The organism is Solibacillus sp. iso_87 (assembly GCF_056173085.1).
Genome location: NZ_CM149656.1, coordinates 1,264,169 through 1,278,984, shown reverse-complemented (window position 1 = coordinate 1,278,984; position 14,816 = coordinate 1,264,169). Strand labels below are relative to the sequence as shown.

General features: G+C 40.0%; 17 protein-coding genes and 1 riboswitch. Of the genes, 1 reads left to right on the top strand and 16 read right to left on the bottom strand.

Going from position 1 to position 14,816, the window contains the following annotated elements:
• Positions 1 to 36 precede the first annotated feature (36 nt).
• The 11 genes from AC0VXV_RS06205 to AC0VXV_RS06155 form a co-directional block, all read right to left on the bottom strand.
• Positions 37 to 711 carry a hypothetical protein gene (locus tag AC0VXV_RS06205; protein ID WP_475530774.1) on the bottom strand — a complete coding sequence of 225 codons (675 nt, stop codon included), beginning with the start codon at positions 709 to 711 and terminating at the stop codon, positions 37 to 39.
• Positions 708 to 1,202: an ECF transporter S component gene (locus AC0VXV_RS06200; RefSeq protein WP_475530773.1), complete on the bottom strand. Its 495-nt coding sequence runs from the start codon at positions 1,200 to 1,202 to the stop codon at positions 708 to 710. The genes AC0VXV_RS06205 and AC0VXV_RS06200 overlap by 4 nt, the downstream gene beginning before the upstream one ends.
• The gene (locus tag AC0VXV_RS06195; protein ID WP_475530772.1) at positions 1,189 to 1,617 is read right to left on the bottom strand and encodes a bifunctional adenosylcobinamide kinase/adenosylcobinamide-phosphate guanylyltransferase; all 429 of its coding nucleotides are present in this window, start codon (positions 1,615 to 1,617) and stop codon (positions 1,189 to 1,191) included. Before AC0VXV_RS06195 ends, AC0VXV_RS06200 begins: the two co-directional genes overlap by 14 nt.
• Positions 1,560 to 2,165 (bottom strand): histidine phosphatase family protein, encoded by a 606-nt coding sequence (locus tag AC0VXV_RS06190; RefSeq protein WP_475530771.1) that lies wholly within the window; start codon positions 2,163 to 2,165, stop codon positions 1,560 to 1,562. Before AC0VXV_RS06190 ends, AC0VXV_RS06195 begins: the two co-directional genes overlap by 58 nt.
• Positions 2,138 to 2,911 (bottom strand): adenosylcobinamide-GDP ribazoletransferase, encoded by a 774-nt coding sequence (cobS, locus tag AC0VXV_RS06185; protein ID WP_475530770.1) that lies wholly within the window; start codon positions 2,909 to 2,911, stop codon positions 2,138 to 2,140. Before cobS ends, AC0VXV_RS06190 begins: the two co-directional genes overlap by 28 nt.
• A gap of 12 nt (positions 2,912 to 2,923) precedes the next feature.
• Positions 2,924 to 3,466: a bifunctional adenosylcobinamide kinase/adenosylcobinamide-phosphate guanylyltransferase gene (locus tag AC0VXV_RS06180; RefSeq protein WP_475530769.1), complete on the bottom strand. Its 543-nt coding sequence runs from the start codon at positions 3,464 to 3,466 to the stop codon at positions 2,924 to 2,926.
• A gap of 70 nt (positions 3,467 to 3,536) precedes the next feature.
• The gene (locus AC0VXV_RS06175) at positions 3,537 to 4,478 is read right to left on the bottom strand and encodes an ABC transporter substrate-binding protein (RefSeq protein ID WP_475530768.1); all 942 of its coding nucleotides are present in this window, start codon (positions 4,476 to 4,478) and stop codon (positions 3,537 to 3,539) included.
• The gene (locus AC0VXV_RS06170) at positions 4,468 to 5,025 is read right to left on the bottom strand and encodes a hypothetical protein (protein WP_475530767.1); all 558 of its coding nucleotides are present in this window, start codon (positions 5,023 to 5,025) and stop codon (positions 4,468 to 4,470) included. The genes AC0VXV_RS06175 and AC0VXV_RS06170 overlap by 11 nt, the downstream gene beginning before the upstream one ends.
• 160 nt (positions 5,026 to 5,185) lie before the next feature.
• Positions 5,186 to 5,367: riboswitch (cobalamin riboswitch) on the bottom strand.
• A gap of 64 nt (positions 5,368 to 5,431) precedes the next feature.
• Entirely contained in the window at positions 5,432 to 5,842 is a 411-nt protein-coding gene (locus AC0VXV_RS06165) for a Fur family transcriptional regulator (protein WP_475530766.1), read from the bottom strand.
• A complete protein-coding gene (locus AC0VXV_RS06160; protein ID WP_475530765.1) occupies positions 5,839 to 6,705 on the bottom strand; it encodes a metal ABC transporter permease in 867 nt (288 codons plus the stop codon). The genes AC0VXV_RS06165 and AC0VXV_RS06160 overlap by 4 nt, the downstream gene beginning before the upstream one ends.
• Positions 6,706 to 6,720: 15 nt before the next feature.
• A complete protein-coding gene (locus tag AC0VXV_RS06155) occupies positions 6,721 to 7,467 on the bottom strand; it encodes a metal ABC transporter ATP-binding protein (protein ID WP_251689055.1) in 747 nt (248 codons plus the stop codon).
• 110 nt (positions 7,468 to 7,577) lie between these two features.
• Between AC0VXV_RS06155 and AC0VXV_RS06150 the strand changes: the two genes are divergently transcribed.
• On the top strand, positions 7,578 to 7,811 hold the full coding sequence (locus tag AC0VXV_RS06150) for an isopropylmalate synthase (RefSeq protein ID WP_475530764.1): 234 nt from the start codon (positions 7,578 to 7,580) through the stop codon (positions 7,809 to 7,811).
• 74 nt (positions 7,812 to 7,885) lie between these two features.
• On the opposite strand, the gene AC0VXV_RS06145 is transcribed toward AC0VXV_RS06150, so the two are convergent.
• The 5 genes from AC0VXV_RS06145 to AC0VXV_RS06125 form a co-directional block, all read right to left on the bottom strand.
• Entirely contained in the window at positions 7,886 to 10,078 is a 2,193-nt protein-coding gene (locus AC0VXV_RS06145; protein ID WP_475530763.1) for a leucine-rich repeat protein, read from the bottom strand.
• Between the two features lie 135 nt (positions 10,079 to 10,213).
• Positions 10,214 to 10,837, bottom strand: a complete 624-nt coding sequence (locus tag AC0VXV_RS06140; RefSeq protein ID WP_475530762.1) for a pyroglutamyl-peptidase I — start codon at positions 10,835 to 10,837, stop codon at positions 10,214 to 10,216.
• A gap of 13 nt (positions 10,838 to 10,850) precedes the next feature.
• Positions 10,851 to 12,269: a D-alanyl-D-alanine carboxypeptidase/D-alanyl-D-alanine endopeptidase gene (gene dacB / locus AC0VXV_RS06135; protein WP_475530761.1), complete on the bottom strand. Its 1,419-nt coding sequence runs from the start codon at positions 12,267 to 12,269 to the stop codon at positions 10,851 to 10,853.
• Between the two features lie 126 nt (positions 12,270 to 12,395).
• Positions 12,396 to 13,283 carry a deoxyribonuclease IV gene (locus tag AC0VXV_RS06130; protein ID WP_475530760.1) on the bottom strand — a complete coding sequence of 296 codons (888 nt, stop codon included), beginning with the start codon at positions 13,281 to 13,283 and terminating at the stop codon, positions 12,396 to 12,398.
• A 69-nt stretch (positions 13,284 to 13,352) separates the two neighbouring features.
• Entirely contained in the window at positions 13,353 to 14,663 is a 1,311-nt protein-coding gene (locus tag AC0VXV_RS06125) for a DEAD/DEAH box helicase (RefSeq protein ID WP_475530759.1), read from the bottom strand.
• Positions 14,664 to 14,816 lie beyond the last annotated feature (153 nt).

Genomic DNA, 14,816 nt, shown 5'->3' with positions numbered 1-14,816 from the left:
GCAGTTCCATTAGTTTTCGAGCAAATTTCTCAACAATCATTCTTTAACTTTTACAAGTTCTCTAACAGGTGCTGTCATTTTAGTTTTGAACATTTCTACATACTCCTTTTTCACAGCAACTAATACCGCACATGATGGACCTGCTGAAGCAGTTAAATCGACATCTGCTGTATAATTTTCTCCGGCAAAACGTATTATTTCTGTCCCAATTCCTTTAGAACCTGTTGGCCATATTGCTTGGATTATTCCGTTGACCAGCCCTTCATACAACTCATTTAACTGGGCTATTTTATGTGGATTTTCTATTACATCATTTCCGACAAGCGGTTCGCCGACAACATAGAACTCGCAATGGTTCGTATTTCGTTCGAATCGCTTTTTCCCTAGCAACGTGAGAGAGACAGCTGACTGAAGCGACTGGAAATTCGTTTCACTCGAGCCCATTAAAGGAGGCATCTCCTGCCCCATTTCGGAAAATGCCTTTTTAAAACCTTGCTCATATTCCGTCCAGACGTCATCGCCCGAAAAATTGGCCATTAATAACTGAACCGGGACGGCACCCGCGCAAAGTTGCTCTAAAATAGCGGTACGAGCTGTAAAATAAGCGGTAATTTCATTTGGGGCGTGTACAATATCGTGCTCTTTTGTGCCGATACAACCCGAATTATCAATCGATACGACTAACCCGTTAACTTCTATCGCATTTCTCATACATTAACCCCTACTCGCTGCACGACCGTTTTCAATACAGGCATGACGAGTATCGCGATAAGACAGTTCACAGCTGTCGCAATTGTTAATGAGGCAATTGAGCCGATGTAAAATGCCGGAGAAATAATAAAATAAAACGGAAGCGGTGCAATAACACCATTTGCGATAATTACAAATATCCATTTAAATACATGAAGGCCTTTTTGATGCATAATCGCAAATATCGCAACTATAATAAACATCTCCGCTGCAATTAAAAGATGTAAAATGCCTAGCGGAAAACCGGATGTAAGACCTGTTGCGATATGACCAAGTGCTCCAGCCGCCCCTGCAAAAACTGGCGGTAGAAAGATTGCGCTAATAAGAGCCGGGGCAGAATCGAGTGCAGCTGTCCCGACTATTCCTACCGGCACTTTAATAAAACTTCCAATCACGCAAATTGCCGCAATTAATGCTGTTAAAATAATTAAACGTAATTTAGTTTTGTCCATGAGAATCTCCTTTTAAAATTTGTGGGATGCCATACCATACACGAATAACTGTCTGGGCTTCATTACAAAGCTTCTGGTAAAGCCGGCCGCACGTATCTCTTAATTGCCGTGCTTCTTTTTCAAGCGGTACAACACCACGGCTTGTATCTGTACAAATACAAAACAGTTCTGCCCGCTCTTCAATTTGTAACATCTTTTCAAAAATCTGCTGGGCAGCCTTTTCTTCCGGTTCATGAAGATACGGTAAAATCAATTGTTCAAAATTACTTATTATGTAGCGCTCGTCTTCATTTATATTTTCTACTTTTGGCAAGTGTCCTTCACAAACAACCAGTTCTTTTGCCGGTAACTGTGAAATCAGTTTTTCTGCATATTTTCGTTTACCGTTATGTGCGCCTCCGAGTATAACGTACATCTCGCACCTCCTATAAGTTCATCTACCGAATCCCAGCCAAGTGTATAAATCGTACGATGATTGGCCACTGTTTGCTGAAAGGTTTGTTCCTTCATTCCGTATATGGCAAGTAACAATCGAATTACTCCTCCGTGTACGATGAACATATATTCTTTCTTTTCATTTATAATCCTATGGAAGCCATCCAATACGCGCTGATTGAATCGGGTAAACGTTTCTCCGTTCGGAATCGGATTTTCAAACGGATCATCAATCCAAGCCCGGTATGTTTCATTATGCTGTAATTGTTCATAGGTACACATTTCAAAATCCCCAAAATGCAGTTCACGCAAATCCCATGAAGCGATATATTCGGCATTCGGAAAATAACATTGTGCAGTTTCACGGCATCTCCGCAAATCGCTCCCATAAATAATAGCAGGCTTTAGATCGATCTCTGCTTCCACTTTTTTAAGTATCGGCTCATCTGTCCAGCCAATATATTTACGCTCCACATTTGCTATCGTTTTTTCGTGCCTTATTAAATGCACAGTAATATCGTTAGCCATAGCACAACCTCCAACCCTTCACCGAGTGCACCGAGTAAATCACCTGTTACACCGCCAAAATGTTTCTTTGACCAATTCCGGTAAATAATTACGGTAATCAGCATCACGACTACTAAAATAAACAAGCTGGAAACGCCAATATAAAACCAGCATACAAATGCCAGGATACTTTGCACGCCGATTAGAACAGCAAGCTTATTTTGAAGGACGATCCCTTTAAAATAGGCAGCAAGTCCCTTTTCCTTTGCAGGCTGCATCGTCACAAAATATAGCAGCATCCCCATTCTCGCTATAAAGGGAATGAAGATTAAAAACGGCACAATCGCCAATTGACCATGCAATAGCATTTCATAAATAACGCCGATTTTTAATACGAGTAAACAAAAAACACTAATAACCCCAAAAGCGCCTGTTCGCGGATCATCCAATACCTCTAGCCGTTTCTCCTTTTTTCCATAAGAAAAGAACGCATCGCTCATATCGATCCATCCGTCTAAATGCAGACCCCCTGTCAGGATGATCAACCCGATAACAATCAAAATCGCCAATAGCAGATCTGAAATCTCACTATAGCGAGATAGTATAAATACGCCACTACTAATTATGGCTCCAATCAGCAATCCGACAATTGGCAAAAATCCATACATCCATGTAACAGACTTGGCATTCATATCCAATTGTTTTTTAATCGGCACTGCCGAAAAAAACTGCCCAGCTAATAAAAAACCGCTCCAACTATTTTTCAACTTGTTTCCTCCTTATTTCCACTGCTGTACAAGCTGAAATTGTACTTCATATGTTTCATCACTGTTTTGGACAATCCATTGATGAAGCTCTCCCAACAATTTACGATATAAATTTACTTCCTCATATTGTGAAGGTAGTTCATCCAGCACTTCATTAGATACAACTATTATTGTAGCACCTTGCTTCCGCCAAGTTAGCAATTGCTTTTGCATCGATTTGATGCAATTATCAATATATTCTCTATTTTCATTTTTTTGTTCATATGTATACAGTACATTCGAAAGCCATGTTGTCACACATTCAAAAAGCACAACTGCCTCGTTAGAAAGTTGTCCGATTGCTACAGGAACTTCAACTTGCATTTCCACTGTGTTCCAGTTGGCATTCTGATTTTCACGGTCCTGCTGATGGCGGATAATCCGTTTTTTCATTTCATCATCAAAAGATACTCCTGTCGCGATATAGTAGAGCGTCTTTGTCTCACCTAATTGCCTTGCGTATTTCTCTGCAAAAGCACTTTTCCCGCTACGTACACCACCCGTTATAAAGATCAATCGTCTCCCTCCTCATCCTTACATGTAAAAAGAACATGCCTAAACTAAGGCATGTCCTTCTATTCTATACTTATTTAAACAGTTCCGGGTATATTGATTGTGCCATAATTTCTACCGCTTCACCAATACGTGGTCCAGGACGTGACATAATGTCCCCATCCACTAAATAAACTGCCTGGTCTGTGACTGCCTGTATTTTATCCCAGCCTGTACGTCCAAGAATTTCCTCAACTGCATTTTCCATATACGTTGCAGGTGTAATAATAATTTCAGGGTTACGAGTAATAACATCTTCTTCTGTCACACTGATCCAGCTCGTCTGATCAGCAAATATATTTTCAACATTTGCGTGATCCATTATTTCCTGCTGGAACGTACTGCTTCCGGTAGTCCAAAGATCCGGAGCTGGCGACACTTCATAATAGGCTTTTTTCTTCGTATCGACATTCGCTGTTTTTTCCTGTACTGTTTCGATTTGCGCCTTAATGTCGGCTACAACTTTCTCCCCTCTATCTTCGACACCCATTACTTCAGATAGCTGGATAATATCCGAGTAAACATCATCAAATGTCGCCGCAGAGGCAATTACAAATACTTTTAAACCCGCATCTTCCAATTGGGTAATTTGTGTTTCCTCTCCGATTGTGTAAGCAATCACGACATCCGGATCTAATTCAACAATTCGTTCTGCATTAATGACTGTAGAAGTCGAAACACGTTCAATTTCTTGTGCGGCTTCCGGATATGTATCAAATTCTGTTGCACCGATAATTTGTTCTCCGACGCCCAGTTCAAACAAAATTTCTGTATTGCTTGGCTGTAGGGAAATAATCGTTTCCGGTACTTCATCGAATGTCACTTCAACACCACGGTCATCTACAACTGTATAGGAAGCGCCATCATTTTTGGATGCATTATTAATGTCCTTTTCTGTTTTTTCCTCATCTGATCCACATGCTGCCAGTAATAATGTTGCCGCTAAAGCAACGACCCATTTGTTATTAAATTTCATTTGTTGTAACTCCTTTTTTCTTTTTCGTTGGATAGGATTTTGAGATAAATGGAATTTCCTCCTGTTGATGCTGCTGATTCATATAGACCGCCATGACAAAAAATACATTGGCCAGCAGTCCGAGAAAATCAAACAGAATTTCATCCACTTCTCTTTCTTCGCTTACTTTATGTAATGCTCTGTAAGACTTTTTCGCCTCACTCCGGCAAATATGCAGTCTCGCGGCACTTTCAATTCCTTGGGGCAGTACAAATTGCTGAATCGTTTCCCCGACTTCATCTACATAAAAATCGTATCGATCGCTTAGCCATTGTATATCCTCTGATGTAATGGCCAATTTACCGCGGACCGAACCATTGGCATGATAGGCTAACGGTTGAATCTTCCTTAGATCTTCCAAGACGACTTGACCGGATGCATCATTAACTAACGTTGGAAAGATTGTACCGATTCGCGTCGTCAAAGAATCGGTGCGGATTTCATAATCGACGCAGCTAGATTTTTCCCGCATAAACGGATAACAGGAAAAACGGATATCCTTTTTCATAAAATTCTCCTCACTTCAAGTAGTACCACACCGAAATTAACGAGTGAACGAAAAAAAGCCACCCAAGAAAATGGATGGCTTCAAAAATCAATAAAAGAGTGTAAAACAATGCTCATTCGATCAGTGACTGCCGTACATTCTCTTTAATTCCGAAGAGGGATGTTACGATAAGAAAAAGATCGGTCTCCTGGCTCTGCGTCTCACTTTACTCATAAGTACCTTCCCGCTATATTAGCAGTGGTATCACACTTATTTTCGTCAACGCTTACAGTTACGGATATAGCTTCGGATTTGCACCGAATTCCCATTTATGCATAATGCATCTTTTTCCTGCAAATTTATTCAATTTGTCTTAATCACTTTAGCATATAAAAAAAATTATGCAATAAATATTTTTTACAGCTACCTACAGACATTCCGGACATTTCCCGTAAATCTCAAATTTATGAGCCTCAACAGCATAACCCGGCAGTTTTTCACCGAGCATTTCCATCGGGCAAACAGACAGCTCCTTTACATTCCCGCAATCACGGCAAATAAAGTGGTGGTGATGGTGATCCGACTCACAATGCATACGGAAATTACGCTCACCGTTTAATTCTGTTTCTTCTAAAATATCAAGCTCCACAAAAGTGGCCAAGTTACGGTAAATTGTATCGAAACTCATCCCAGGGAAATCTTTTTTCAATACTGATAACAAATCACGGGCAGTCAAATATTTGTCTGTAGCTGCAAACATACCCAAAATCAACTCTCGTTTATCCGTCTTTTTATAGCCATTATCCTTTAATATTTCCCACGCGCGCGCTGCATTCACAGTACTTCTTCCCCTTCCGTTTTAATCGTGAATTTCAAAACAAGTTTTTTTAATAAAATTACTAATAGTAAGATCAAAATCGATGTGACAACAATTGTTCCACCCGGTGCCAAGTTCAGATAAAATGCAGAAACAAGTCCGATTACTACTGCCAGCTCTCCAAATACAATCGCTAAAATGATCGCTTCTTTAAAGCCGCGAGCCAACCGCATCGCTGCAGCTACCGGTAATGTCATTAAGCTTGAAACAAGCAGAATTCCGACAATACGCATACTTGCTGCGATTACGAGTGCGACAACAATCATAAAGATTAAATGAATCCATTTCGCGGGTAAACCGCTCGCTTTCGCATATTCCTCATCGAACGACAATACAAAAAGCTCTTTAAAAAACAGAATTAAAAATAAAACAACGACGACTGCAATTGCCAGTACAACATATAAATCCTGACGAGACACAGCAGATACAGAGCCGAATAAATAACTCATTAAATCCGCATTAAATCCGCTTGCAAGTGAAATAAAAATGGCACTCACACCGATACCGCCAGACATTATAATCGGAATCGCAAGTTCTTCATAATGTTTATACAGTCTGCGTAATCGTTCGATTAAAATCGAACCACTTACAGATGCGACAATCCCTAGATAAATCGGGTTCAGCAATGCCAGCGCTGCAAACGATTGGCTCAAATACAAGCTTCCCGCAATCCCCGCCAGTGTAACATGCGACAGTGCATCTGCAATAAGCGATAAACGTCTTACTACGATAAATACACCAAGCAATGGTGCTATTACTCCAATAATAAGCCCTGAGAAAAAGGCATTCTGTAAAAATTCATAGTTTAATATAGCTTCTATCATAACGGCCTGCTCCTCTTAATGAATCTTTCGAACAGAGTGGCCGTTCCAGCTAGCAATCTGTTCTTCCGAAATCGTATCAAAATCATTTTTGTATCCGTGGAAATGGATCGACTGGTTTAAGCATGCGACATGACTGACTCGATCCGAAACCGTGTCCACATCATGTGTAACTAAAATCATTGTCATATTGTGATGCTTATTCAAATGTGCGAGCATATCATAGAATGCCTGCACATTTTCACGGTCAATTCCGACTGTCGGTTCATCCAAAATAAGAAGCTTCGGATCGGACACTAATGCACGTGCGATGAATACACGCTGCTGTTGCCCTCCGGAAAGCTGACCAATATTCCGTTTTAGAAATTTCTCCATGCCGACATCTTTTAAAGCACCTTTTACTAGAAAATCCGCATCTTTTGGATAGCGTTTAAAGAGCCCGACCTTTTGCGATAAACCGCTTTTCACGACTTCTTCGACCGTTGCAGGAAACCCCGAGTTAAAGGCATTGGATTTTTGCGAAACATAGCCAATCCATTCGCGGTGTTTAAAATGGTTTGCTTGTTCGCCAAATAATTTAATTTCCCCTGACATGGGCTTTAACAGTCCTAAAATTAATTTCAAAAGTGTCGATTTTCCGGAACCGTTTTGACCGATTAACGCCAAAAAGTCGCCTTCATTGACACGTAGCGAAATATTTTTCAATGCTTGTGTGTATTCATATTGAAAGGAAACATCCTTCAATTCAATCAATGGTTTTTTCATTTCGTTCGCTTCTTTCTAATTCAAAATCATTACGATTTACATCAAGTTAGTATAATGCAGTTTTATGTTCATGTAAAGGGATTAAACTTGAAAGGATGAAGACAATTCAAATGCTACAATGGCTTGATAACTTAAAAGGAATGAATGACAGGCAACTGCAGGATTTCGCCAAACAGCAGGGACTTGAGTTGAGCATTGAGGAAGTTCAGAAGCTGCAGAAGATTCTGAAGCATGCCAATATCAGCTGGGCTCTTACCGGCGTTCCAAAAGAGGTTTTACAAAAAATCCATAAGCTGCTTGGGGATAGACGCTATAAAAAATTGATGAAGCTAGTCGGTTTATAATTTAGAAGAGTTTGCCGTTCAATTATCTATATCTAAAACAAAAATCAGCCATAATACGGCTGATTTTTTTCTTACTATTTTTCCATTACTTTCAATGCCTTATCCAGCATCCCTACAAATTGACTGCGTGTAACAGCACCGTTCGGATTAAACTGACCGTTACTTCCCCCCACAATATTAAGATCTGCAAGTGCGGCAATATAGTCATGCGCCCAGTAAGTACGTGGAACGTCAGGGAATGTTTTTTGCCCGCCTGGCGTAAAGTTGGATGCTAGCACTAAAATTTTTGCCATTTGGCCGCGTGTCAGGGTATCATTTGGTCGAAATAAACCGTCTGATCCATGAATGACCCCCGCTTGCTGCAATTTGGAAATAGCCGTATGGTTTGGATGATTCGAAGTTACATCTTTAAACTCAACAGGTGCTAGTGCTGATTTTAATTCATACACCTTCACTAAAATACTTGCGACATGTTTGCGTTGCATCAGATCATTCGGACGGAATGTACCGTCGGGATAACCGGATATAATTCCCTTTGCCACAAAATCGGCAATTGTATCTTTTGCCCAGTGAGTTTCTGTATCTGGAAACGAACGATTGGATGGAACTGGTTGATCCGTTACAGGATGTTCGCCCGTTGGCTCCTCTTTAATCGGTTCACCAGTTTCACCTTCATAAACAACCGGTTCTTGTCCCTTCCATGTTACATATAACGTTGCAGGATTGGAAATGACCGTATCCCAATTTGACCAATCTTCTTTAAAGTTTTTATCCAAGTACAATTTATCCAGCTTTTCCATCACATTATAGTAAGTAGTATCAAAACCTCTTCTTGAGGCCGTATACGATGAAATTTTCGTCGAAGATCCTTGCAATATAACCGCCTGAAGTGGATTATCTGCAATTACATTGAATGGCAGATTTTTAACTTCACCCGGCACTTTTAAGACGGTCAGCTTATTTTGTATAAATGCACCATCGCCAATTGTCTGCAGGTGAGTTGACAGAGAGACATCTTCCAATACATTATACGTAAATGCAAAATCCCCAATTGATTTGACAGTAGATGGCAACATTAATTTTCGTAATTTATTATGAGCAAAAGCCTCGGCTCCAATTGAATTCAACTGTTTCGGTAATATTAGACTAGAAATTTCATTACCACTAAAAGCCCCTGCTGAAATATTTTTTACATTGCTGCCAATCGTTACGTCCGTTAACCTATTGTATTCAAATGCATACTTTCCAATTGATGTAACCGTAGACGGTATAGTAACAGCCACCAGTCTATTCCACTGAAAAGCTCCGTCTCCAATACTTTTCAAATTTGCCGGCAGTTTTAAATTATTGCCCTTATTCGTAATGTAGTTACCCTTAAATGCATAATTTCCAATTACTTCTAAATCGCGCGGTAATGAAAAATCACGATTAATATTATTATAATAGACGCCTGACAGCGCATAGTCTCCAATTACACGGATCGTTTCAGGAAGTATTACTTCTTTAATGAAAGGTTTTGAATAGTCTATATCATGTCCGAGTAAGCTACTATGATAAGCAAATGCATAATCTCCAATTTCTGTCACGGGTAATCCGTTTATTTGATTTGGAACAGTTATTTTTGTTTGGGCTTTTTTTAATGTATGCCCTGTAATTCGAATTTCTGTTTTGCCGTTATGCGAAAATTTTTCGTAAAGAAAGTTCCCGGATTTTTTACTTTCAGATTTTTTAAATGATGGCGGCAATGAATACGTTTTGATTCTGTTACCGCTAACAATATCCCCGCCTATTTTTTTCACAGACGCCGGGATAGTAATAGTCGTCAGGCTATTACCAGAAAAAGCCATTTGCCCAATCTCTTCCAGTCCATCCGGAAGAGAAATCTTTTCGATCAAGTGATTGGCAAGTGCTTCTTTGCCTATTCTTTTAAGCGTTTTCGGTAATTCAATTTCAGTAATAAAGAGATCCTTATAGCCCGGTATATCCCATTCAGAATATGTCCCATCAGAAGCATAATCCGAGCGATCCATATACAATGCACGATCGACTAACTCAACAACGGGCAACCCTTCAATCTTTTCCGGAACAACAATGCGGTTTTTATGTGTCGTCAATCCTGTAATATGTACCTCTTGTTTACCATTTTCAAGTGTAACAATTTTATATGTTACATCCCCAAAAGATTTCTGTTCTGCTGCTTGAACCGGATTTTTTAATATCATTACGACAAACAATATGATCAGTAATGTAAATATTGTCTTTTTCAACGTTAATCGCTCCTTTTCATTTGTTTAGCAACGTACTGACGGAAAAATTAAGAAAAAGTTTCAAAAAATATAAAAAGAAAAGCAATATATAATTGCTTTTCTTGATAACCGGATATTTGATTTAATTTATAATACTTACCGTGCCAGCACTACGTTTTCAGCACATACTTCAAGTGCCAGTTCAATGGCAGCTGTCAAATCACGCATTGACCAGCCGGGAATTCGACCGTGCTCAATCGCCAGCTCGAATGATGCAGGGATGTGGATAAATCCTGTAGCTCGAATCTTTTCATTCTTTGCAGCATAGTACAAGCCTTCATACATAATATTATTGCATAAATACGTTCCTGCTGAATTCGATATTGCTGTCGGATAACCTGCAGAATTTAAGCGGTTGACAATTTTGCGGATCGGCAATGTCGACAAATACGCAACATGCCCGTCTTCTTTAATCGGTGCATCTTCAAATGCATTTCCCGCATTGTCCTTTTCCCCATCTTTTACATTCAATGCAACTCGTTCCGGAGATATTTTCGTGAGCCCTGCTGCTAATCCTAATGAAACGATAATCGTCGGCTTTACTTCTTCGACCAGTGCCATAAACTGTTCCGGTGCTTTTGCAAAGTCCACAGATAATACATGGCCAACAATTTCAAACTGACCGATAGATTTTCCGTTTAGTGCCTGCACGACTTCCATTGTAGGGTTGATCGGATTTGATAAAAATGGTTCAAATCCTGTTAATAGTAATTTCTCCATCTGTTTTGCTCCTCTATAAGTTTTTTACAAGTGCTGCCATTGTACGGTCAATATATACAGTGCCACTCGATTTGTTTTCCAGTAAAATTGAGAAAATATATTGTTTGCCGCTTTGGCCTTTCATATATCCTGATAAAGTATATACATTCGGGATATAGCCCGTTTTCGCATAAATTCTATTTTGTAACGCACTGCTTGTTAAACGACTTTTTAATGTTCCGCCTACCATGCGCTCTTTATTGCCGGCGACTGGCAATGAATCAAAAAATGTATCGAAATACGGTTCTTTTTGAACTTTGTAAAGTAGCTGTGAAAGACCGTTCGATGTTACACGGTTTGAATTGGACAGTCCTGAGCCATCTGCAAAACGCCAGTTGTTCACAGGAATATTCAATGATGCACTGTATTTCTTCAGTAACGTGATACCTTTATTTGTACTGCCTTCCCCTAGCTGCTGCTTGCCCATTGCTTTTACAAGAATATCGGCAATACTGTTATTGCTCAGCTTCATAAATGCCGGGAAAATGGCTGCTAACGTACGTGATTCATTTGTATAGAGCAACGTAGCCTTTTTCGGAACTTTCCCTAATTCCACTTTCGAACTCTTCACAAATTTTAAACCTGTCCCTTGCAGCGTCTGTTTAATTGCCTGCATTGTATTTTTCGACGGGTCCTGCAATGTTACCCATTCCTTCTTGCTGTTCCCTTGTGGAAGATTCCCTGAAATAATGATGCGGTTCGTGTTGTAGGCACGCTTGATTGCTATCGTATTTCGGCTTCCTTTACTCACTGTTTTCGCCTGATTTGAAATGACCATACCGCTTAAATTGGGCTCAATCGAATAGCTCGGTTTGGCCCCGACTTTACCAGGCTTTGCAGTAATGATAACTGAACTAGCATCAAAGTCATTGTTTTGTGACATTGTGATTGCAGAAGTACGTGCTCCGAAGTAATACGTCTCATCCGATTTCAAGACACCCGGTGGTAATGTACTGCCGGAAAATGCGGTATCATCACCAATCAAGTGACCATTGATTGTACGTATGCCATTGCGCTTCAATACTTTGGCAAACTCCAAAAAATCATCTTTTTTTAGTGTCGGATCGCCACTGCCCTTTATGTACACATTTCCATTTAACGTATCGTTGACAATAATGCCGTCAATATATAGATTCGTTTTAAAACGATAGTCCTCACCTAAAATCGACAATGCGGTAGCACCTGACACTAATTTCATATTCGAAGCCGGTCGCATCAGCTTGTCCCCGTTTTGCGAATAAACGATTTTCCCGCTCTCCGCATCACGTATCGTCACCGCTGCATTACTTTTCCCTAAATGCGTTGTAACCGCACCATTGACCGATGCGAAACTTTGAATAGGCAATGAAAAGAATAGCGCAAATAAAATGACGAGCTGAAATATTTTTTTCATCAATTGGTTCCTCCTTTTGAATATTGCTAATTTACTGTTAACTTATTATAACAAATTATGTCATAAAAAACGCAAAAAAACATACTTTGCATCAAATTTGTGCCAAGTATGTTTTTCTTATTCTTATTATTCGCGCATTGCATCAATTAATGCTGGTTGGAATTCACTATTGCGAAGCATCGCAATTTCGTGTGAATACGGCGCTTTTTTGTTTTTAGCATCCGGACCGACAAATGGTGTTTCCAATATTTTCGGTAAATGCATTAACTGTGGATGATGGACAATATAGTGCATCGCATCAAAACCGATTTCACCAAAACCGATATTTTCATGACGGTCTTTTGCGGCGCCGCACACATTTTTCGAATCATTAATATGCAGTACTTTTAAACGGTCCAATCCGATAATTTTGTCGAATTCATTTAACACACCGTCAAAGTCACCCGCAACATCGTAGCCCGCATCATGAATATGGCAAGTGTCCATACAAATCGACAGGCGCTCATTGTTTGTCACGCCATCGATAATACGGGCCAACTCTTCAAATGTACGACCGATTTCAGTTCCTTTGCCCGCCATTGTTTCGAGTGCAATCTGTACAGGGTAATCCTGTGTCAGCACTTCATTTAGACCTTCTACAATGCGCTCAATACCCGCATCAACGCCAGCACCGACATGGGCACCCGGATGCAGCACGATTTGTGTTGCTTCCAATGCAGCGGTACGTTTAATTTCTTCCTGCAAAAAGTTTACGCCAAGCTCAAAAGTTTCCGGCTTTGTCGTATTCCCTAAATTAATAATATAAGGTGCATGAACAACAATGTTCGAAAGGCCGTTTTCTTTCATATGAAGAAGGCCCTTCATAATATTCAGCTCTTCAATCGGCTTTCTGCGCGTATTTTGAGGTGCGCCTGTATAGATCATAAAAGTATTGGCACCATAGCTTAATGCTTCTTCACTGGCACCTAGCAGCATTTTTTTTCCGCTCATTGAAACATGTGAACCTAATAACATTCTACTTTCCTCCATTTAACGAATAAACAGGCTGCATAGAAAAATCATTCTAAGCAGCCCTTTGCAAAATTATCTATTGTTGCGGCGCGCTTTAATACGGCGTTCGCGTTTTTTCACTTTTTCCATTTCCCACTTCATATTACGTTTATAGCCTGGTTTTACTTTCTTCGGCTTACGTACTAGGGCTTTGGCTTTAACATCGATCTCATCTTCTTTACGCTCACCTTTACGGTTAGCACGCTGGTGACGGTCTTTTAAATCCGACCATTCGCCATTTTTAATATCTTTTTGCACAAATGGAATTCCCATTTTTTCGATGCGTACAACTGCATCCTCATCTTCCGGCTGGTATAGCGTAATCGCTGTTCCTTTTGAGCCGGCACGTGCTGTACGACCGACACGGTGAATGAAGAACTCTAGATCTTCCGGGATTTCGTAGTTGATGACATGCGAAATTCCTTGAATATCAATACCACGCGCAGCTAAATCTGTTGCTACGATATATTGGAACTCAAGATCACGTACTTGCTTCATCATTTTTTTACGGTCACGAGGACTTAAATCACCGTGGATTTGTCCTGCACGGATACCTTGTTCTGCTAAAAAGCTCGCTACAGCTTCTGCATTTTTACGTGTGTTACAGAAAATAACAGCAAGGAATGGATTGATTCCCTTAATCACTTCAAGTAAACGTGTATTGCGCGCTTTCGAACGAACAGGTACTAATACAAAATCAATGCCTTCCGCTACCGGACGTTTATCATTCATATGAATATGGACTGGTGAATCCATGTATTTCTTTAAGAATGGTTTTAATTTTTCTGGAATTGTCGCTGAGAACACGAACATTTCAAGTTTTTCAGGCATATGCGATGCAAAGCCGTCAATATCTTCAATGAAGCCCATGTCAAATGCCAGATCTGCCTCATCGACAACTAAAATCGGTGCAGTGTGAACGAGCAATGCATTTTCTTTAACTAAATCTTTAATACGACCAGGTGTACCTACAACGATTTGCGGCTGTGTTTTTAAACGGTCGATTGTACGTTGTTTGTCCGTACCACCGATAAATAATTTAGGTGAAATTTCTGTTCCTTCAACTAGCTGATTTAATGCATCAAAAATCTGTTGTGCCAGCTCACGCGTCGGCGAAGTAATAACCGCCTGTACTTCTTGTTTTTCTACTACGATTCGCTCCACGATTGGCAATAAAAAACTATGTGTTTTCCCTGTACCTGTATGAGCTTGTCCGATTGCACTCTTTCCTTTTAATACGAGTGGAATCATTTCTTTTTGAATGGGTGTCGGTTCTGTAAATCCAAGCTTTGCAATGGCGTCCTGCAAAAATGGCTTGAATTGATAATCAGTATATTTTGACATTCACGTACCTCCTTACATCTTTCCTATTGTACTATAATTCGTACATTTAAGTGACCATCTGCATATCATAACGGTAAATAGTTTCAACGTCAAACAGTTGGGACGAATTTATGAAAGAAAATTGTAATATCAAGTCGATTTTTAGAAAGGAGT